Genomic DNA, 19,672 nt, shown 5'->3' with positions numbered 1-19,672 from the left:
GTGCTCCTTCGGTTTCCGGGACTGCGGTGGAAGGCGGCGGCGGCGATGCGCCGGAGGCTGGATAAAAACGCGGGCAATAAAAAAGCACCCTTGCGGGTGCTCTGTATCGGTGTGGCCGCGGCCGGTCGAATCAGCTCGACGCGGCACCGCGAATCACAGGAGGCAGGCGCACCCGGCCCACGCTCTCGCGTTGGGCATGCTGCAATATCAGGAGCGGGAACTGCGTCATGGGCGGCTGGGCCGGGTGTGTGGTGGACATAGAGTAGGGGCGGCCGGATCGGAGTCAATGGCCGCGCCGGCGTGCCGCCCGGGACACTGCGTTGCGGCCCGGATACGCCCGCGCCGGCCCGCTGCCGCGGGGACGGGAGCCGCTATGGTTGTATCGCCGCCGATTTCCCGGCATCGTGCGCGCTCCATACGCCAGCGTATTCCAGCATGACGGCCGCCAGCTCCCCGCCCGCAAACCCCGCCGCTCCGCACCCGATGTATCCGAAGCTGTTCGAGCCGCTGGACCTGGGTTTCTGCACCCTGCCCAACCGCGTGCTGATGGGCTCGATGCACACCGGGCTGGAGGACAAGGCCGCCGACTTCCCCAAGCTGGCGGCCTATTTCGGCGAGCGCGCGGCCGGCGGCGTCGGCCTGATCGTGACCGGCGGCTTCGCCCCCAACATCGTCGGCTGGCTCAAGCCCTTCGGTGGCAAGCTCAGCTGGCGCTGGGAAGTCGGCAAGCACCGCCAAGTGACCCAGGCCGTGCACGCACACGGCAGCCGCATCTGCCTGCAGCTCCTGCACGCCGGCCGCTACGGCTATCACCCGCTGCAGGTCGCGCCGTCCAGGCTCAAGGCGCCGATCAACCCGTTCACCCCGCGCGCCCTGTCCGGCTTCGGCGTGCGCTCGCAGATCCGCGCCTTCGTCAACAGCGCCAGGCTCGCACGCGAAGCCGGCTACGACGGCGTCGAGGTGATGGGCTCGGAAGGCTACCTGCTCAACCAGTTCACGGTGCCGCGCACCAACAAGCGCGACGACGCCTGGGGCGGCGACGCCGCGCGCCGGATCGCCTTCGTGACCCAGATCGTGCGCGGCATCCGCGAGGCCTGCGGCCCCGACTTCATCATCGTCTACCGGCTGTCGATGATCGACCTGGTCGACGGCGGCTCGACCTGGGAGGACGTGATCGCTCAGGCCAAGGCGGTCGAGGCCGCGGGCGCGACCCTGATCAACACCGGCATCGGCTGGCACGAGGCGCGCATCCCGACCATCGCCACCTCGGTGCCGCGCGCGGCCTTCACCGGCATCACCGCGCGGCTCAAGCCGCACGTCGGCCTGCCGCTGATCACCACCAACCGCATCAACATGCCCGACGTCGCCGAACGCATCCTGCGCGAGGGCGAGGCCGACATGGTGTCGATGGCGCGGCCGCTGCTGGCCGACCCGGCCTGGGTCGCCAAGGCCCGCGACCGCCGCAGCGACGAGATCAACACCTGCATCGCCTGCAACCAGGCCTGCCTGGACCACGTGTTCGAGAACAAGCACGCCAGCTGCCTGGTCAACCCGCGCGCCTGCGCCGAGACCGAACTCAACTACACCCCTGCCGCGGCGCCCAAGCGCGTGGCGGTGGTCGGCGCCGGCCCCGCCGGCCTGGCCTGCGCCACGGTCGCGGCCGAACGCGGCCACCGTGTCACCTTGTTCGATGCCGCCCATGAGATCGGCGGCCAGTTCAATCTGGCCAAGCGGATTCCGGGCAAGGAAGAGTTCCACGAGACCCTGCGCTACTTCGCCCGCAAGATCGAAACCAGCGGCGTCGAGCTGCGCCTGAACACCCGCGCCGACGCGGCCGCGCTGGCCGGCTACGACGAGGTCGTGCTGGCCACCGGCATCGCCCCGCGCGCAGTCGATTTCCCCGGCGCCGACCACCCCAAGGTGCTGAGCTACCTCGACGTGCTGCGCGGCGGCGTGGTGGCGGGCGCCAAGGTCGCGATCGTCGGCGCCGGCGGCATCGGCTTCGACGTCGCCGAATACCTCGTGCACCCGGCCGGCCACGCCAGCTCCAGCCTGGACCCGGCGCGCTGGCGCGCCGAATGGGGCGTGGACCTGGGCTACGGCGACAACCGCGGCGGCCTGGCCGAAGCGCGGCCGGAACCGCCCGCACGCCAGGTCTGGCTGCTCCAGCGCAGCGCCGGCAAGCCCGGCGCGCGCCTGGGCAAGACCACCGGCTGGATCCACCGCGCCACCCTCAAGGCCAAGCAGGTGCGCATGCTGGGCGGGGTCGAGTACCTCGGCGTCGACGACGAAGGCTTCCGCATCCGCGTCGACGGCAGCGAGCAGGTCCTGGCGGTCGACCACGTGGTGATCTGCGCCGGCCAGGAGCCGTTCAAGCCGCTGGCCGCGCAATTGGCCGGCAACGGCCGCCCGGTGCACGTGATCGGCGGCGCCGACGTGGCCGCCGAACTGGACGCCAAGCGCGCCATCGCCCAGGGCAGCCGGGTCGCGGCGGCGCTGTAAAGCGTTTTCAGCGAACCTGAACAGTGTTGCGCGTCACGTTCGCCGCAGCGTCTCGCGCCCGACAGATACCCTTAACTGGCAAGGCCTTAGCGCCTATTCAGAGTAAAAACTTGAGTTTTTTCGCGCACTTAGGTTTTGAGATTCAGCGGGCGTTTAGTTAACCGCGGCTACCGTGCGCCAACTTTCACGCCGCCGCTTCAGGTGGCAACCCTCGCCGCCCGCGTCGTCCACGCGGTCCACGGCACGGGGCAAAAGCGCGCCGCAGAGCCGCTGCCCTCCCCAGTACGCCATGCCGGTCCATACCGTGTCAGCCGTCTTCCGATAGGAGGAGACGGAGGTCCCAGTGCGGTCCGGCGCAACGGAGCAAGGAGTCAATATGAAACTCGCCTGGATCCTGTGGCTGGCCTCTGTGCTTCCGCCGCAACCCGCCGATTCGCTGTGCCTGAGCACCACCGTCTATCTGGAAGCCCGCGACCAGTCCATCCGCGGCCAGAAGGCCGTCGCCGAAGTCGCCCTGCGTCGCCGCGACAGCGGTCTGTGGGGAGACTCCGTCTGCGAGGTGGTCACCGCCCGCAAGCAGTTCGCGCCGACCCTGGTCTCGCCGGGCACGCGCCTGAACAACACCGAGGCCTGGGCCGAGTCGGTGCAGATCGCCCTGGAAGCCGAACGCAACTGGGCCCTGCCCGCCGGTCAGCGCAAGGAAATCGTGCCGGGCGCCAGCCACTTCGCCGCTCATGCGATCGCCAGCCCGAGCTGGCGCAACGCTTACCAGGTCGCGACCATCGGCGACCACACCTTCTACCAGGTGCAGAAGCTCAAGCCGCGCAAGTCCTGAGGCGCGGCCGTAGCAATACGCAGCGTCGTGACGCTGCGTTGCGGACTCCTGATTGAGGATAGAGCGCAGGTCGGCGATAGTCGCCGGCTTGTTTTCGTATCCGGAGTCCGCCCATGAAGCTCTACACCAAGCCCGGCGCGTGTTCGACCGCCGACCACATCGCGCTGCAATGGACCGGGCAACCGTTCGAAGTGCAGGTGATGACGCGCGACGCGATGAAGGCGCCCGCGTTCCTCGCGATCAATCCGGCCGGCGCGGTGCCTGCGATCGAAGACGGCGACTTCGTGCTCACCCAGAACGCCGCGATCATGGGCTACATCGCCGACAGCTATCCGGCCGCGCAACTCGCCGGCGACGGCAGCCCGCAGCAACGCGCGACCGCCGCGCGTTGGCTCGCGTTCGTGAACTCCGACCTGCACCCCGCGTTCCTGCCGCTGTTCGCACCGGCGCGCTTCTCCGAAGACACGAACGACCATGCCGCACTGAAGGAAGCCGCGCACAAACGCCTGCGCGCGCTGTTCGAAAGCGCCGACCGCCAACTCGAAGGCAAGCAGTGGCTGGCCGGTTTCCGCAGCTATGCCGATCCTTATCTCTACATCACCCTGCGCTGGGCCGACGGGCAGAAGATCGACCTCGGCGGGCTGGACAATCTGGCTGCGTTCAAGCGGCGGATGGAGACCGATGAGGGCGTGCGCAAGGCGTTGCAGGCGGAAGGTTTGGCCTGAGGCTGTTGCATGTTCGATACGCGTACGGCTTAACGACGCTGCGCATCGCGCAAACGCGCTGAGCACGGGATCCCCGCCTGCGCGGGGATGACGGCAAAAGCCATATTGTTGCCGTTGCCGTTGCCGCGGCATTGAAATCCAATGCCACGCACTCGCCCAATCCCACCCAGACCCGAAGGGCGGCGCGCAGGACGCGCGCCGTTTTTCGAGGAACAGGATGTTCCTTGCAAGAGAAAGTGACCCGCACGCGCAGCGGGCGGAAGCTGTTGCTTAAGAACGAAACCAACGCAGCAAACGGAATTCGCGATCGCGGCTTACGCCGCTCCCACAGAAAGCAGAAAGCGAAGCCAATCCGAATCGAAGCCAGCGCGTAGCCGAAGGTCGCGGTCGCGGCTCACGCCGCTCCTACCCCAAGGCGAGTGGCAAGAGAAAGTGACCCGCATGCGCAGCGGGCGGAAGCCTTCGACTTGAGAATCGAAACCTTCGCCGAACCTCTAAGTGCGCGATCGCGGCTTACGCCGCTCCCACAGAAAGCAGAAAGCGGAGCCTCCGTCGGCAGGCGATGTTCGCGGTCGCGGCTCACGCCGCTCCTACAGAAAGCAGAAGACGAAGCGGACACCAACCGCCCCCGCTACAACTGCGCCGCCATCCGCAACCTCCGATCCAACTCATCCGCCAACGCCACATCGCGCGCCTTGGCGACCGCCGCACGCAGATCCGGCAACAGCTGCGCCAGCTCCGCCAAGTCCGCCGAGCGCTCGATCTTGAGTTGCAGGAAATACCCGCGCAGCCCCAACTGCTCGCGCACCGCATCCGACATCAGGGCATAGAGCACGCCGTAGCGACTGGACGCGTCGCCCACGCCGGGCAGTGACACGGGCGCGGCGGGCGTAGCCGCCACCGGCGCCGCGGCGCGCACCGGCGCGGACACGGACGCCTGCCCGCCCACACCGATCAAACCCAAGCCGACCAGTTGCTCCAGCGCATCCGGCGGCCCGTGCAGGCCCGCCGCGACCGCGCGCAGCTGGGCCACGTCGCGCTGCCCGTCGACCACCAGCAGCAGCGAGCGCAGCACCGTCGGCAGCTTGCGGGTGCGGCGCTCGATCTCCTCGCGCCCGGCCTCGGTCTTGCTCAGGATGTCGTCTTCGCGCATGGCCCCCTCCGGCACGCATCGGCAGGGCCGGCAACGGCCGGCCGCCCCTCGACGCTACGCCGATCGGCGCGCCCGCGATGCGATGCGGTTCGCGATTTCCGGGCGTCTACCCGACTATGCCATGCGCCTGCGCCGCCGCCGCGTCCGCCGGCGCCGGCTTAGACCAAAGTACGAGGCGCCTCCTGCGCCGGGCAGGTGCGGAGGGCGGGAGCGGGAGGTTCGGGATGATGGGCTGGAGCCCGCCTAGGTGCCATCGCGCTTCGCTGATGCACCTCACAGATGCATCTCGCAGATGCACCTGACAAACGCACCTCGCAAACGTACCTCTCAAACGCACCTCTCAGACGCACCTCTCAGACGTACCTCTCAAAACGGAACAGGCCGCGCATGAGCGCGGCCTGTCCGGTCTGCGGTGCGCGGCGCGGGGGCCGCGCCGTTCAGCGCTGCTCGATCGGCACGTAGGCGCGATCTTCCGGGCCGGTGTAGTTGGCGCTGGGGCGGATGATCTTGCCGTCCTCGCGCTGCTCGATCACGTGCGCGGCCCAGCCGGTGGTGCGCGCGATCACGAACAGCGGCGTGAACATCGGGGTCGGGATGCCCATCATGTGATAGGCCGAGGCCGAGTACCAATCCAGGTTCGGGAACATCTTCTTCAGGTCCCACATCAGCGTCTCGATGCGCTCGCTGACGTCGAACAGGACCTGGTTGCCGCCGTCCTTGCACAGCGCGCGCGACAGCTCCTTGATGATCGGATTACGCGGATCGCCGATGGTGTAGACCGGGTGGCCGAAGCCGATCACGATTTCCTTGCGCTCCACCCGTGCGCGGATGTCGGCTTCGGCCTCGTCGGCGCTGGAGTAGCGCGAGATGATGTCCATCGCGACTTCGTTGGCGCCGCCGTGCTTGGGGCCACGCAGCGCGCCGATCGCGCCGGTGATGCACGAATGCAGGTCCGAACCGGTACCGGCGATCACGCGCGCGGTGAAGGTCGAGGCGTTGAACTCGTGCTCGGCGTACAGGATCAGCGACTTGTCCAGCGAATCGGCGTGCAGCGCACTGGGCTCCTCGCCGTGCAGCAGGTGCAGGAAGTGCGCGGCGACGCTGTCGTCGTCGGTCTCGCAATCGATGCGGCGGCCGTTGCGGGTGAAGTGCCACCAGTACAGCAGCATCGAGCCGAAGCTGGCGATCAGGCGGTCGGCGATGTCGCGCGCTTCGCTGGCCGGATGGCCTTCGCGCTCGGGCAGCACCGTGCCCAGCACCGAGCAACCGGTGCGCATCACGTCCATCGGGTGGGCGTTGGCCGGCACCAGTTCCAGCGCCTCGGTCACGATCGCCGGCAGGCCGCGCAGGCGCTTGAGCTTGAGCTTGTAGGCCTTGAGCTGCGAAGCGGTCGGCAGCGCGCCGTGGACCAGCAGATGCGCGACCTCCTCGAAGGTCGACTTGGTCGCCAGATCGTGGATGTCGTAGCCGCGGTAATGCAGGTCGTTGCCGCTGCGGCCGACCGTGCACAGCGCGGTGTTGCCGGCCGCGGTGCCGCTGAGGGCGACCGACTTCTTGGCCTTGGGTAGCACTTGGGTGGTGTTGTCGCTCATCGGAATTCCTTGTTATTTGTCCTGCGCGAAGAGCTGGTCGAGCTTGTCTTCGTACGCGTGATAATTGAGGAAGTCGTACAGCTGCGCGCGGGTCTGCAGGGTGTCGACGATGTTCTTCTGGGTGCCTTCGCGGCGCACGGTCTCGTAGAAGTTCAGCGCGGCCTTGTTCATGGCGCGGTAGGCGCCGCAGCAGTACAGGGCGATGTCGACGCCGGCGTCGCGCAGCTCGTCGGTGGTGAAGAACGGGGTCGAGCCGAACTCGGTCAGGTTGGCCAGGATCGGCACCTTCACCGCGGCCTTGAAGCGGCGGTAGTCGTCGAGCGTGTTCATGGCCTCTGGGAAGATCATGTCGGCGCCGGCCTCGACGTATGCCACCGCGCGCTCGATCGCCGAGTCGATGCCCTCGACCGCGGCCGCGTCGGTGCGCGCCATGATCACGAACTGCTCGTCGGTGCGCGCATCGACCGCGGACTTCACCCGGTCCACCATCTCCTGCTTGCTCACCACTTCCTTGCCCGGACGGTGGCCGCAGCGCTTCTGACCGACCTGGTCCTCCATGTGCACGGCGGCGACGCCGACGTTGATGAAGGAACGGATGGTGCGGCCGATGTTGAACGCGCCGCCCCAGCCGGTGTCGATGTCGACCAGCAGCGGCAGGCCGGTGGCGTCGACGATACGGCGCGCGTCGGTGAGCACGTCTTCCATGGTGCTGATGCCCAGGTCGGGCACGCCCAGCGAATTGGCGGCGACGCCGCCGCCGGACAGGTACAGGGCCTTGTAACCGGTGCGCTTGGCCATCAGGCCGGCATAGGCGGTGATCGCGCCCATCACCTGCAACGGCGATTCGGCGGCTAGAGCGGCGCGGAACTGCGCGCCGGCGGAAGGATGGCTCATGCTGGCTCCGTTGTGATCGGCCCCGGGACTCAGGGGCGATCCGGCCATTTTACCCCACCCGTCCGGCCCGGCCGCCTCAGCCTATGGTCTGGACCACGCGGCCGTCGGCGTCCTTGATCTGGCTCTTGCGCACGGTGAATCCCAGGATGTCGAAGCTGCGCAGGACGTAATGGCCCTCGCGCGCCTGCAGGGTGGCGATCAGCTCGCGCAGGGTCTCGGCGGTCAGGGTCAGGCGCAGGTCCTCGCCGTCGGCCTGGACGGCGTTGCGGCGGCCGCTCGCGAACAGCACCCGGCTCTCCGTGCCGATCAACGAGAACGGTTTGTCGAACGGCAGCCGCAGCGGCAGCAGCGCCATCAGCTCGCCGACCTGGCGCGCGCCCAGCACGACCGTGGTCAGCGGCTTGCGCCAACGCCGCGCCTGCTGTTCCCAGGACAGGCCGTCGACGAACACGAAGCCGGTGTCGGAGCCCTCGCTGGCGGTGCCGGCGGCGATCTCGGCGACGATCTCCGACTCTTGCATCAGCGAAGCGCGTTCCAGGTCGGTGATCCACAGCGGCATGTGCGGCTCGAAGGCCTGCAGCACCTTGCGCGTCGACCAGCGCTTGAGCGCGAGTTCTTCCTCGTTGGTCAGGCCGACCACCTGCAGGAACTCGACCCGGCCGTGGGCGCTGTCGACCGGTTCCAGTTCGGGGTCGCGCACGAAGGCGACCGAGCGGATACGGGTATCGCTGTCGGCGGCGATCGGGCCGTTGGCGTTGAGGTAATGACCGTCGGCGAAGGCGTTGCCGCTGTCGAACACGTAACGCGCCAGGTTCTGCAGGAAGTTCAAGGCCCAGACCGGCGGCTCGGTCGCATCGCTGTCGTCGCGCAGGCGGAAGGTCAGCTCGAAGCCCCAGCCGCTGTGCCCGGGATCGTCGGATTCCTTGGCGTAGAGTTCGGACAGGCCGTAGGTGACGAAATGCCAGTGCGGCACCGGCTCCTCGCGCTTGTAGGCGCTGATGCCGTCGAGCGGATCGTTGCCGCCCAGCGAGCGCTTGATCAGCGTGCCGTAGTGGCGCGGCTCCTGCTCGGCGTACAGCGGCGCCAGGGCGCGGTCGATCGCGTCCCAGCCAGGTGCCTGATCCTCTTGGCGCTCCATCGTCGCTCCCGCTCCGTCCCAAAGGGGCGTTCATGGTAGCGGAGCGCGGTGAAAGGCGCTGTCAAGCGCTACGCGACCGGCCCCGCCCGCCGGTTTTGCTCAATCCGCCGTGCCGTGGCCGGCCTCAGGCATCGGCACCGCGCTCCAGCGCACGCTGCACTTCGTCCAGGGCGGCCGGATCGTCCAGGGTCGACAGATCGCCGGGGTCGCGGCTTTCCGCCAGGGCCTGGATCGAGCGCCTCAACAGCTTGCCCGAGCGCGTCTTGGGCAGCGCGGCCACCACGTACACCCGCGCCGGTCGCGCCACCGCGCCCAGTTGGTCGACCACGCATTGGCGCATCCCGGCCGCGGCGCGCGCGGGGTCCTGATCGCCGGCCTGCTTGAGGGTGGCGAACACCACCGGCACCTGACCCTTGAGCTCGTCGCGCACGCCGATCACCGCGGCCTCGGCCACCGCCGGGTGCGAGGCCACCGATTCCTCGATTTCGCGCGTGCCCAGGCGATGCCCGGCGACGTTGATCACGTCGTCGGTGCGGCCGAGGATGAAGGTGTAGCCGTCCTCGTCGCGGATCGCCCAATCCAGCGAGCTGTACAGCAGTTCCTTGAAGTGGCCGAAATAGCTGGACAGGAAGCGCGCGTCGTCGTTCCAGACCGTGGTCATGCAACCCGGCGGCAGCGGCGGCACGATCACCAGCACGCCCTTCTCGCCGGCGCCGACATCCCGTCCGGTGGCTTCGTCTATCACGCGCAGGCGATAGCCCGGCGTGGGCAGTCCGGGCGAACCGAACTTGATCGGCTTCATCTCCAGTCCCGGCATCAGCGCCAGCACCGGCCAGCCGGTCTCGGTCTGCCAATAGTTGTCGATGATGGGCTTGCCGATGCCGTCGGTGATCCAGTGCGCGGTCGGCTCGTCCAGCGGCTCGCCGGCCAGGAACAGCCAGTGCAGCCGCGACAGGTCGTGCTTCTTCAACCAGGCCGCGTCCTGTTTCTTGAGCACGCGGATGCCGGTCGGCGAGGAGAACATGGTGCGCACGCCGTAGCGCTCGCAGATGCGCCACCAGATGCCGGGGTCGGGATTGGTCGGCAGGCCCTCGTACAGCACCGAGGTCGCGCCGGCGATCAGCGGCCCGTAGACGTTGTAGGAGTGCCCCACCGCCCAGCCCACGTCCGAGGTCGAGAACATCACCTGGCCGGCGCGCACGTCGTAGATCGACCACATCGACAGGGCCAGAGCGACCGCGTAGCCGCCGACGTCGCGCTGCACGCCCTTGGGCTTGCCGGTGGTGCCGGAGGTGTAGAGCAGATAGCTGGGTTCGTTCGACTCCAGCCATTCGACTTCGACCGTGGCGCCTTCGTGCTGCGCGCGCAGGGCGGCGTAGTCGAGATCGCGGCCGGCGATCAGCGCCAGATCCGGGTCCAGAGCGCGATCGACCACCAGCACCCGCGGCGGCGGCGACGCGGCTTCGGCGCAGGCCGCATCGACCAGCGGTTTGTAGGCGATCACCTTGCCGCCGCGCATGCCGGCGTCGGCGCAGATCAGCAGCTTCGGGGTCGCGTCGTCGATGCGCAGCGCCAGGTTGTGCGCGGCGAAACCGCCGAACACCACCGAATGCACCGCGCCGATGCGCGCGCAGGCCAGCATCGCGAACACCGCCTCGGCCATGTTCGGCATGTAGATCACCACGCGGTCGCCGCGGCCGACCTGCAGCGACTTCAGCACCGCGGCGAACACGTTCACTTCGCGGTGCAGTTCGCGGTAGCTGAACTCGCGGGTCTGCCCGGTCTCGCTGGAGACGGTCGCCAGCGCGAGCTGGTCGCCGCGTTCGTCCAGATGGCGGTCGAGGGCGTTGTAGCAAAGGTTGGTTTCGCCGCCGGCGAACCAGCGCCGGAACGGCGGGCGGCCGTAGTCGAGGATGCGCTCGGGCGGCTTGTGCCAGTGGATCGCGCGCGCCTGTTCGGCCCAGAAGGCTTCGGGCTCCTCGATCGAGCGGCGGTAGAAGTCCTCGTAGCTCATACGGCGCCTTTACGCTCGGGTCCAGCGGCAGGCTAGACCAGGGCGCGCAAGGGCGCGTTACGACCTTGGTCTAGGGAAGCCCAGCCCCGCAATCCGCGCCCCATTGCCTCCTAAGCCGTTCCGGCTAGCCTTAAGGTGCTATTGGCCGCCCTGCCGCCAGCGTCCACCATCGTCCCCGGCGTTGGGCCCGGCCCGCCCGCCCCGCCCGCAACCGAGCAGGAGCCTTCCTTGAGCGCCATCAGCACCGCCGAGCCAGCCCTCCCCCAGGCCGTGCCGATGAGCGCGGGGCAGCGTTTGAAGTCGATCTTCAGCGGTTCGATCGGCAACCTGGTCGAGTACTACGACTGGTACGTCTACACCGCGTTTTCGCTGTACTTCGCCAAGACCTTCTTCCCGGCGGGCGACAGTCTGTCGCAGGCCCTGAACGCCGCGGCGATCTTCGCCGTCGGCTTCCTGATGCGGCCCCTGGGCGGCTGGGTGTTCGGCCGCTACGCCGACCGCCACGGCCGCAAGGCCGCGCTGATGCTGTCGGTGCTGCTGATGTGCGGCGGCTCGCTGATCATCACCTTCACCCCGGGCTACGAGACCATCGGCGTGCTCGCGCCGATCCTGCTGGTGCTGGCGCGCCTGCTGCAGGGCCTGAGCGTCGGCGGCGAGTACGGCAGCTCGGCGACCTATCTGAGCGAGATGGCCACGCGCAAGAACCGCGGCTTCTGGTCCAGCTTCCTGTACGTGACCCTGATCATGGGCCAGCTGCTGGCTCTGCTGGTGCTGATCGTGCTGCAGCAGTTCGTGCTCGACGAGGCCCAGCTCAAGGCCTGGGGCTGGCGCATCCCGTTCGCGATCGGCGCCATGGCCGCGATCATCGCGCTCTACCTGCGCCGCAACATGCAGGAAACCGAATCCTTCACCAAGCTCCAGGGCAACGCCGCGGCCAAGCCGCGCGAGGGCTCGCTGCGCACGCTGATGCGGCATCCGCATGCGGTGCTGACCGTGGTCGGCCTGACCATGGGCGGCACGCTGGCGTTCTACACCTACACCAACTACATGCTGAAGTACCTCACCCTCAGCGCCGGTTTCGACAAGGAAACCGCCTCGCTGATCAACGCCGGCAGCCTGTTCGTCTACATGCTGATGCAACCGCTGGTCGGCGCCCTGTCCGACCGCATCGGCCGGCGCCCGCTGCTGATCGCGTTCGGCGTACTCGGCTCGGTGCTGACCGTGCCGGTGATGCACCTGATCCAGAGCGCGCAGACGCCGATGCAGGCGTTCTGGCTGATCATGATCCTGCTCAGTGCGGTCAGCGGCTATACCGCGATCAACGCGGTGGTGAAAGCCGAACTGTTCCCGGTCGAGATCCGCGCCCTCGGCGTGGGCCTGCCCTACGCGCTGACGGTGGCCTTGTTCGGCGGCACCGCCGAGCCCATCGCGATCCGATTCAAGCAACTCGGCATGGAAAGCGGCTTCTTCTGGTACGTCAGCGCCTGCATCGCCTGCTCGCTGCTGGTCTACGCGCTGATGCCCGACACCCGCAAGACCTCGCACATCGACCGCGACTGAACCCACCCACGCCTCGGAACCCTCGTCCATGAAATCTCCCGGCTCGCGTTTCTATCTCTGGGTGCTCGGCGCGATCGTGCTGGGCGGCGCCATCGGCCACTTCTTCCCCGACTTCGGCGTCAAGCTCAAGCCGCTGGGCGACGGTTTCATCGGCCTGATCAAGATGCTGATCGCGCCGATCATCTTCCTGACCGTGGTGCTCGGCATCGCCGGCGTGGCCGACGTCAAGAAAGTCGGCCGTGTCGGCGCGAAGGCCATTCTCTATTTCGAGGTGGTGTCGACCTTCGCCCTGGTGATCGGCCTGGTCGTGGTCAATACGCTCAAGCCCGGCGCCGGTTTCAACGCCAACGTGGCCGATCTCGACCCCAAGAAGGTCGCCGAGGCCATCGGCTACGCACACAAGGCCGAAGAGCAAAGCACGGTCGATTTCCTGCTCCACATCATTCCCAAGACCTTCACCGACGCCTTCACCGGCGAAGGCAGCCTGCTGCAGGTGCTGCTGCTGGCCGTGCTGTTCGGCTTCGCCCTGCTGCACATGGGCAAGGCCGGCGAGAAGGTCATGGACCTGTTCGAGACGCTGTCGAAAGCCTTCTTCGGCATCATGAGCATGATCATGAAGCTGGCCCCGATCGGCGCCGGCGCGGCGATGGCCTTCACCATCGGAAAGTTCGGCATCGATTCGCTCGGGCCGCTGCTCAAGCTGATGGGCAGTTTCTACCTGACCTGCGCGCTGTTCGTACTGGTGGTGCTGGGCCTGATCGCGCGTTTCACCGGCTTCAGTATCCTGCGCTTCATCCGCTACATCCGCGACGAGCTGCTGCTGGTGCTGGGCACCTCGTCCTCGGAGTCGGCGCTGGTGCCGCTGATGCGCAAGCTCGAGCGCCTGGGCTGCTCCAAGCCGGTGGTCGGCCTGGTCGTGCCCAGCGGTTATTCGTTCAATCTCGACGGCACCAACATCTACCTGACCATGGCCGCGATCTTCGTCGCCCAGGCGCTCAACGTCGATCTGACCCTGACCCAGGAACTGACCCTGCTCGCGGTGGCGATGCTGACCTCCAAGGGCGCCTCGGGCGTGACCGGCGCCGGCTTCATCACCCTGGCCGCGACCCTGACCGTGGTGCCCTCGGTACCGGTGGCCGGATTGGCGCTGATCCTGGGCATCGACCGGTTCATGAGCGAAGCGCGCGCACTGACCAACATCATCGGCAACGGCGTCGCCACCATCGTGGTCGCGCGTTGGGAAAACGAGCTCGATCGCGATCGCTTGCAGAGCGAACTGCTCAATCCGCCCAGCGTCGCCGATCTCGACGACGATCTCGCCCTGGAGCGCAGCGTGCGCGCACCCGAAACCGGCAGCTGATGCGCGCACTTCAAGCCTGCGCCGTCTAGCCCGATCCATCCGCGCGGGCCCGACCCGCGCCCCCACCACCCACCCGCAAGCCCGGGCGTCGCCACGCCCGTCGGCGGCGCGCGCCTGCGCGTCGCGCATCGGAGACCGACCATGACGATCCTGCCCCGCCGCGCCTGCCTGCTCGCCTTCGCATTCGCCGCCGGCGCCGCCCACGCCGGCGACGACTGGCCGACCAGGTTCGCGCTGGACGACGGCACCGAAGTGTCGGGCACGATGAACTACGCCTGGGACCTCAACGATTTCTCCGGCGACGACGGCTACGGCACCGCCGCGACCTCGCTCGAGGATGCGCACACGAACCGGCGCAAGGAGTTCGGGATCGTGGTCAAGAAGAAGGACGTCTACGACTTCACCGCGGTCATGGATTTCCAGTCCAAGCTCTGGCTGGACGTGGCCCTGCGCATGGAGACGCGCGCCTTGTTCGATCGCGACTACGGCAAGATCCGCATCGGCTACTTCAAGACCCCGGTCAGCATGGAAAGCATCGCCGCTTCGCGCGCCTCCAGCATGCTGGAAGCCTCGGCGGCCTCGCAGGCGATCTACGAAGGCCGCCGCACCGGCGTGGAATGGTCGCTGGACCGTCCGCGCTACGGCCTCAGCGCCGCCTACTTTTTCGGCAAGGACCTGCAGGGCGACAACCCCGGCACCACCGCCGCGATGCGCGCGATCTGGACGCCGATCAAGGACAAGGACCGCGTCGTGCATCTGGCCGTGTCGGGCTCGGTCGAGAACCCGCATGGGCATCGCGACGGGCGCGATGTCTGGTTCGGGCCGTCGGCGCGTTTCCGCGCGCGGCCGCTGGCCGGACTGACGACGACGCGGCTGGTCGACAGCGGCACCCTGGGCGGCGTCGACCGCATCGTGCGCAACGGCCTGGAAGCGCTGTGGATCGACGGACCGCTGTCGCTGCAAGCCGAATACCTGCACGCGACGGCCGAGCGCGAGAACGGCCTGGCCGACTACAGCGCCTCGGGCTACTACGCCACCGGCAGCTGGGTGCTGACCGGGGAGACCCGGCCTTACGCGGCCGGCAACGTCGGCAACGTCAAACCCGAGCACCGCTACGGCGCGGTCGAAGCGCTGCTGCGCTACGGCGAACTCGACCTCGACCATGCCGGCATCGCCGGCGGCCACCAGCGCGACCTAACCCTGGGCCTGAACTGGTACCTGAGCACGCATTTCAAGTTCCAGGCCAACTACGTGCGGGTGGCCGCCGAACGCGGCGTGCTGGCGGCCGATCCGCGCGTGCTGGAGCTGCGCGCGCAGCTCAACTTCTGAGGCGAGGCCCGGGCCGGGATTCGCGGGCAAAAGCCGCGCGCAAAAGCCGCTAGTCTTGGCCCAGGGCCGCCACCGACCATCGCCGACCGTGATCCCGCGCCGCCGCCAACTGCACACCGCCCTGTGGATCGCCCTGATCCTGGCCGTCATGCTGCTGTCGATGCTGGTCGCCGGCCGCATCGCTTACGAGCGCGCCCTGCAGGCGCAGGCCGCGGAAGCGCGCGCCTTGCTGGTCCAGCGCGCGCAGGCCCTGGAACAGCACATCGACCGCTATCGCATCATGCCGGCGGTGCTGTCGCTGGATCCGCAGCTCAAGGCGACCTTGCTCGACCCGCAGGACCAGGCCCAGCACCAGCGCGCCAATGAGCGCCTGGTCCAGCTGAACTTCGCCAACCGCACCAGCACGCTGACCCTGATCGATCGCGACGGCGTCGGCATCGCCGCGAGCAACTGGACCCTGCCCAGCAGCAACGTCGGCCACTCCTACGCGTTCCGCCCCTACTTCCAGCAGGCGATGGCGCGCGGCAGCGGCGAGTTCTACGCGATCGGCGTCACCACCCAGCGCCCGGGCCACTTCATCGCGCGCGCGATCCGCGACTCTCAGGGCAAGGCGATCGGCGCGGTTGCGGTGAAAGTGGTGCTGGACGACATCCAGTCCGATTGGAGCGAACGCGGCGATCTGGTCCTGCTCAGCGATGCCAACGGCATCGTGTTCCTGACCGGGCGCCCGGAATGGCGCTACCGCATGCTCGCGCCCTTGAGCGCTACGCAACGCGAACAACTGCGACGCACCCAGCAGTATCTGGGCCAACGCCTGCAGCCGGTCGCGGTGACGCAGCAGCGCGCGCTGGGCGCGGACGCGCGCGTGGTGCGCGTGCGCGAGCTCGGCGGTGGCCGCGACCTGGTGTGGCAATCGCTGAAGCTGGCGCGCGAAGGCTGGACCCTGCACCTGCTGCGCGACGCCGGCCCCAGCGTGCACGCAGCCTGGATCGCGCGCGCGGTCGCCGCCGGCGCCTGGCTGCTGCTGGTCTCGCTGGCCTTGCTGCTGTGGCAGCGCCATCGCATCGCGCGCCTGCGCCTGCGCAGCCGGCAGGAACTCGAGCAGTTGGTCGAACAGCACACCCAGGCGCTACGCACAGCCCAGGACGGCGTGGTCCAGGCCGCGCACCGCGCCAGCATCGGCGAAGGCCAGAGCCTGGAGCATCTGCCGCAAGGCGTGAGCGTGGTCGATGCGCAACTGCGCCTGGTGGCCTGGAACCAACGCTACGCCGAACTGTTCCGCTACCCGCCGGATCTGCTCCAGGTCCGGCGGCCGATCGAGGACCTGATCCGCTACAACGCGCGCCGCGGCCTGCTCGGCGACGATCCGGAAGACGCGATCCGGCGCCGGCTCGAACATCTGCAACGCGCTCAACCGTATCTGCACGAGCGCGAGCGCGCCGACGGCACCGTGATCGAGATCCGCGGCAACCCTATGCCCGGTGGCGGCTTCGTCACCAGCTATGCCGACATCACCGCCTACAAGCAGGCCGCGCGCGATCTGCGCACGCTCGCCGACAGCCTGGAACGCCGGATCGAGGAGCGCACCGGCGATCTGCGCGAGGCCAAGGGCGAAGCCGAACGCGCCAATCGCTCCAAGACCCGCTTCGTCGCCGCCGCGGTGCACGATCTGCTGCAGCCGCTGAACGCCGCGCGCATGTACCTGTCCTCGTTGCGCCGGCGCGTCGACGCCGAGAGCGCAGAGGTGATCGAGCACATCGATGCGGCGCTGTCGGCGCAGGACGACATCCTCGCCAGTCTGCTCGACATCGCGCGTCTGGAGTCCGGCGCGCTGCAGGTACGGCGCGGCGCGTTCCCGCTGGCGCACTTGTTCGCCGCCATCGAGGGCCCGTTCCGGATCCTGGCCCAGGCCCGCGGCCTGCGCCTGCACGTGCTCGCCAGCCGCGCCGTGGTCGACAGCGACGAAGCGCTGCTGCGCCGGATCGTGCAGAACTTCGTTTCCAACGCGCTGCAGTTCACCCCGCGCGGCGGCCGCATCGTACTGGGCGCGCGCCGCACGTCCACCGGCGTGCGAGTGGAAGTATGGGACAGCGGCACCGGCATTCCGGAAAGCAAGCTCGAAACCATCTTCGAGGAGTTCCAGCGCCTGGACACCGGCATGGATGCGCCCGCGCGCGGCGCCGGCCTGGGTCTGGCGATCGTGCGCCGCATCGCGCTGCTGCTCGAACACCCGGTGCGCGTGCGCTCCTGGCCGGGACGCGGCAGCGTGTTCTCGGTCGAGCTGCCCTACGGCGATGCGGCGGCGGTCGCCGCGCCGCAGCCGAGCGCGGAAGCGAACGATTCGCCGCTGCTGGGCCGCCGGGTCTGGGTCGTCGACGACGATCCGGCCTCGCGCGACGCCGCCACGCGCCTGCTCACGGACTGGGGCTGCGCGGTGACTGCGGCGCGTTCGGCCGCGGATGCGGAGATGCAGGCGCGGATCGCGCCGATGCCGGAACTGCTGTTGCTCGACTACCGCCTCGGCGAGGACACCGGCATGGCCCTGGCGCCGCGCCTGCACCGCGCCTGGCAGGCACTGCCGGCGATCGTGCTGATGTCGGGCGACGCCGACCCGGGCCTGCGGCAACGCGCGGAAGAACTGGGCTGGAGCTTCCTGCCCAAGCCGCTGCGGCCGGCGGCATTGCGGGCCTTGATCACACGCGCATTGGCGATGCGTGGGCCGCGTGAGTAATTCCCTTATCCGCTGACGTCGTCATCCGACGCCCCTGCCCCGCTCTCCAGCGACAACCCCTTCACCAGCACCGCCGCCTGCGTGCGCGAATGGCAGCCGAGTTTGCGCAGCACCGCGGTGACATGGATCTTGACCGTGTTCTCGGCCAGCGACAGTTCGTGCGCGATCTGCTTGTTGAGCAGGCCGTCGGCCATGCGCATCAGCACCCGCAACTGCTGCGGCGTGAGCTGGGCCAGGCGTTCGGCGAGCTGCGCATCGGCCTCGTTGCGCTCGGCCTGCTGCGACGGAAACCACAGGCCGCCGGCCAGCACCGTGGTCACGGCCTCGTGCAGGGCTTCGGCCGGCGCGGATTTGGACACGAAACCGGCGGCGCCGAACTGCTGGGCGCGGCGGATCGTGCGCGGGTGGTCGTCGGAGGACACGATCAGCACCGGCACCTCCGGGCGTTCGCCGCGCAGGTAGACCAGCGAGGAAAACCCCATCGCGCCGGGCATGGTCAGGTCCAGCATCGCCAGATCGAAGGGCTCGCCGCCGGCGACCGCGGCTTCCAGCGCGCTGCGGCTGGCGACTTCGGCGATCTGCGCGCCGTGCGCGATCGCGGCCAGCGCGTGCCGCAACGCCGCCCGGAACATCGGGTGGTCGTCGGCGATCAGCAGGCGCAGGCTGGTGTCCATCGGTGGGTGGTTCCGCGCGCCCGCTCGGCGCAGTCCGATCCTACACGCCGGCCGCCGCAGGGGCTGCGCAGCGCGCAAAAAAACAGGGCGGCCGAAGCCGCCCTGCGATGTCGCGATGTCGCGGTGGAACGGCCCGCAGGATCAGCCCAGCAGGTGGGCGACGCCGGCGCGCTCTTCTTCGAGCTCGGCCAGGGTCTTGTCCATGGCGGCGCGGCTGAAGGCATCGACTTCGAGGCCCTCGACGCGGGTGTACTCGCCGTTGGCGGTGATCACCGGCACGCCGTACATCACCGTCTCCGGGATGCCGTAGCTGCCGTCGGACGGCACGCCCATGGTCACCCACTTGCCGTTGCTGCCCAGCACCCAGTCGCGGATGTGGTCGATCGCGGCATTGGCGGCCGAAGCGGCCGAGGACAGGCCGCGCGCTTCGATGATCGCCGCGCCGCGCTTGCCGACCTGCGGGATGAAGGTGCTGGCGTTCCAATCGGCGTCGCCGATCTTGTCCTTCAGCGACTGGCCGTTGACCGTGGCGAAGCGGTAGTCCGGGTACATGGTCGGGCTGTGGTTGCCCCACACGATCAGGTTTTCGATGTCGCCCACGGCGACGCCGGCCTTGGCGGCGAGCTGGCTCAGCGCGCGGTTGTGGTCCAGGCGCAGCATCGCGGTGAAGTTCTTGGCCGGCAGGTCCGGCGCCGACTTCATGGCGATGTAGGCGTTGGTGTTGGCCGGGTTGCCGACCACCAGCACCTTGACGTTGCGCGAAGCGACCTTGTTCAGCGCGGCGCCCTGGGCGGTGAAGATCTTGGCGTTCTCCAGCAGCAGGTCCTTGCGCTCCATGCCCGGGCCGCGCGGACGCGCGCCGACCAGCAGGGCGATGTCGGCGTCCTTGAACGCGACTTCGGCGTCGTCGGTGCCGACCATGCCGGCCAGCAGCGGGAACGCGCAGTCTTCCAGCTCCATCATCACGCCCTTGAGCGCGGCCTGGGCCTTGTCCAGCGGCAGCTCCAGCAGCTGCAGGATCACGGGCTGGTCCTTGCCCAGCATTTCGCCGGAGGCGATGCGGAACAGCAGCGAGTAGCCGATCTGGCCGGCAGCACCGGTGACGGCAACGCGGACGGGAGTCTTCATGGGGGTGGTTCCTTACGCTGGAGTGAGATGCGGGCGA

At 68.6% G+C, this 19,672-nt stretch carries 14 protein-coding genes; 7 read left to right on the top strand and 7 right to left on the bottom strand.

Features of this window, described 5'->3' with window-relative positions; genetic code table 11:
- Window positions 1–435: 435 nt before the first annotated feature.
- The 3 genes from ASE10_RS04965 to ASE10_RS04955 all read left to right on the top strand — a co-directional run bounded on the left by ASE10_RS04965 (window position 436) and on the right by ASE10_RS04955 (window position 4,062).
- Window positions 436–2,502 (top strand): NADPH-dependent 2,4-dienoyl-CoA reductase, encoded by a 2,067-nt coding sequence (locus tag ASE10_RS04965; RefSeq protein WP_055902422.1) that lies wholly within the window; start codon window positions 436–438, stop codon window positions 2,500–2,502.
- A gap of 376 nt (window positions 2,503–2,878) precedes the next feature.
- Window positions 2,879–3,337, top strand: coding sequence for a cell wall hydrolase (locus tag ASE10_RS04960; protein WP_055902420.1), 459 nt, complete (start codon window positions 2,879–2,881; stop codon window positions 3,335–3,337).
- 113 nt (window positions 3,338–3,450) lie between these two features.
- Window positions 3,451–4,062 carry a glutathione S-transferase N-terminal domain-containing protein gene (locus ASE10_RS04955; RefSeq protein ID WP_055902418.1) on the top strand — a complete coding sequence of 204 codons (612 nt, stop codon included), beginning with the start codon at window positions 3,451–3,453 and terminating at the stop codon, window positions 4,060–4,062.
- A 631-nt stretch (window positions 4,063–4,693) separates the two neighbouring features.
- On the opposite strand, the gene ASE10_RS04950 is transcribed toward ASE10_RS04955, so the two are convergent.
- The 5 genes from ASE10_RS04950 to prpE form a co-directional block, all read right to left on the bottom strand.
- Entirely contained in the window at window positions 4,694–5,215 is a 522-nt protein-coding gene (locus ASE10_RS04950; protein WP_055902416.1) for a hypothetical protein, read from the bottom strand.
- A 437-nt stretch (window positions 5,216–5,652) separates the two neighbouring features.
- Window positions 5,653–6,807, bottom strand: a complete 1,155-nt coding sequence (gene prpC, locus ASE10_RS04945) for a 2-methylcitrate synthase (RefSeq protein ID WP_055902414.1) — start codon at window positions 6,805–6,807, stop codon at window positions 5,653–5,655.
- A 12-nt stretch (window positions 6,808–6,819) separates the two neighbouring features.
- Window positions 6,820–7,701, bottom strand: a complete 882-nt coding sequence (gene prpB / locus ASE10_RS04940; RefSeq protein ID WP_055902412.1) for a methylisocitrate lyase — start codon at window positions 7,699–7,701, stop codon at window positions 6,820–6,822.
- Window positions 7,702–7,777: 76 nt separating this feature from the next.
- Window positions 7,778–8,839, bottom strand: coding sequence for a suppressor of fused domain protein (locus ASE10_RS04935; protein ID WP_055902411.1), 1,062 nt, complete (start codon window positions 8,837–8,839; stop codon window positions 7,778–7,780).
- A 124-nt stretch (window positions 8,840–8,963) separates the two neighbouring features.
- Window positions 8,964–10,853: a propionate--CoA ligase gene (prpE, locus tag ASE10_RS04930; protein WP_056305816.1), complete on the bottom strand. Its 1,890-nt coding sequence runs from the start codon at window positions 10,851–10,853 to the stop codon at window positions 8,964–8,966.
- Between the two features lie 228 nt (window positions 10,854–11,081).
- On the opposite strand from prpE, the gene ASE10_RS04925 reads away from it, so the two are divergent.
- The 4 genes from ASE10_RS04925 (at window position 11,082) to ASE10_RS04910 (ending at window position 17,833) form a co-directional block, all read left to right on the top strand.
- Window positions 11,082–12,413 (top strand): MFS transporter, encoded by a 1,332-nt coding sequence (locus ASE10_RS04925; RefSeq protein ID WP_235565804.1) that lies wholly within the window; start codon window positions 11,082–11,084, stop codon window positions 12,411–12,413.
- 28 nt (window positions 12,414–12,441) lie between these two features.
- Window positions 12,442–13,773 (top strand): dicarboxylate/amino acid:cation symporter, encoded by a 1,332-nt coding sequence (locus ASE10_RS04920; RefSeq protein WP_082559636.1) that lies wholly within the window; start codon window positions 12,442–12,444, stop codon window positions 13,771–13,773.
- A 141-nt stretch (window positions 13,774–13,914) separates the two neighbouring features.
- Window positions 13,915–15,102 carry a porin gene (locus ASE10_RS04915; protein WP_055902407.1) on the top strand — a complete coding sequence of 396 codons (1,188 nt, stop codon included), beginning with the start codon at window positions 13,915–13,917 and terminating at the stop codon, window positions 15,100–15,102.
- A 148-nt stretch (window positions 15,103–15,250) separates the two neighbouring features.
- Entirely contained in the window at window positions 15,251–17,833 is a 2,583-nt protein-coding gene (locus ASE10_RS04910) for a PAS-domain containing protein (RefSeq protein ID WP_082559637.1), read from the top strand.
- Window positions 17,834–17,838: 5 nt separating this feature from the next.
- Here the strand turns inward: ASE10_RS04910 and ASE10_RS04905 are convergent, their stop codons facing one another.
- A complete protein-coding gene (locus ASE10_RS04905; RefSeq protein WP_055902401.1) occupies window positions 17,839–18,507 on the bottom strand; it encodes a response regulator transcription factor in 669 nt (222 codons plus the stop codon).
- A gap of 141 nt (window positions 18,508–18,648) precedes the next feature.
- Complete coding sequence (locus ASE10_RS04900) at window positions 18,649–19,635, bottom strand: malate dehydrogenase (RefSeq protein WP_055902399.1); 987 nt, start codon at window positions 19,633–19,635, stop codon at window positions 18,649–18,651.
- Window positions 19,636–19,672: the final 37 nt, after the last annotated feature.

It is taken from the genome of Lysobacter sp. Root76 (assembly GCF_001428685.1).
Lineage (GTDB): Bacteria > Pseudomonadota > Gammaproteobacteria > Xanthomonadales > Xanthomonadaceae > Lysobacter.
The sequence above is the reverse complement of the archived record's forward strand: the minus strand, read 5'-3'. Positions and strand labels throughout refer to the sequence as shown.

Excerpts from the sequence above, each read along its gene's own strand:
- ASE10_RS04965 (WP_055902422.1), top strand. The coding sequence starts at position 436 with ATGACGGCCGCCAGCTCCCCGCCCGCAAACCCCGCCGCTCCGCACCCG.
- ASE10_RS04960 (WP_055902420.1), top strand. The coding sequence starts at position 2,879 with ATGAAACTCGCCTGGATCCTGTGGCTGGCCTCTGTGCTTCCGCCGCAA.
- ASE10_RS04955 (WP_055902418.1), top strand. The coding sequence starts at position 3,451 with ATGAAGCTCTACACCAAGCCCGGCGCGTGTTCGACCGCCGACCACATC.
- ASE10_RS04950 (WP_055902416.1), bottom strand. The coding sequence starts at position 5,215 with ATGCGCGAAGACGACATCCTGAGCAAGACCGAGGCCGGGCGCGAGGAG.
- prpC (WP_055902414.1), bottom strand. The coding sequence starts at position 6,807 with ATGAGCGACAACACCACCCAAGTGCTACCCAAGGCCAAGAAGTCGGTC.
- prpB (WP_055902412.1), bottom strand. The coding sequence starts at position 7,701 with ATGAGCCATCCTTCCGCCGGCGCGCAGTTCCGCGCCGCTCTAGCCGCC.
- ASE10_RS04935 (WP_055902411.1), bottom strand. The coding sequence starts at position 8,839 with ATGGAGCGCCAAGAGGATCAGGCACCTGGCTGGGACGCGATCGACCGC.
- prpE (WP_056305816.1), bottom strand. The coding sequence starts at position 10,853 with ATGAGCTACGAGGACTTCTACCGCCGCTCGATCGAGGAGCCCGAAGCC.
- ASE10_RS04920 (WP_082559636.1), top strand. The coding sequence starts at position 12,442 with ATGAAATCTCCCGGCTCGCGTTTCTATCTCTGGGTGCTCGGCGCGATC.
- ASE10_RS04915 (WP_055902407.1), top strand. The coding sequence starts at position 13,915 with ATGACGATCCTGCCCCGCCGCGCCTGCCTGCTCGCCTTCGCATTCGCC.
- ASE10_RS04910 (WP_082559637.1), top strand. The coding sequence starts at position 15,251 with ATGCTGCTGTCGATGCTGGTCGCCGGCCGCATCGCTTACGAGCGCGCC.
- ASE10_RS04905 (WP_055902401.1), bottom strand. The coding sequence starts at position 18,507 with ATGGACACCAGCCTGCGCCTGCTGATCGCCGACGACCACCCGATGTTC.
- ASE10_RS04900 (WP_055902399.1), bottom strand. The coding sequence starts at position 19,635 with ATGAAGACTCCCGTCCGCGTTGCCGTCACCGGTGCTGCCGGCCAGATC.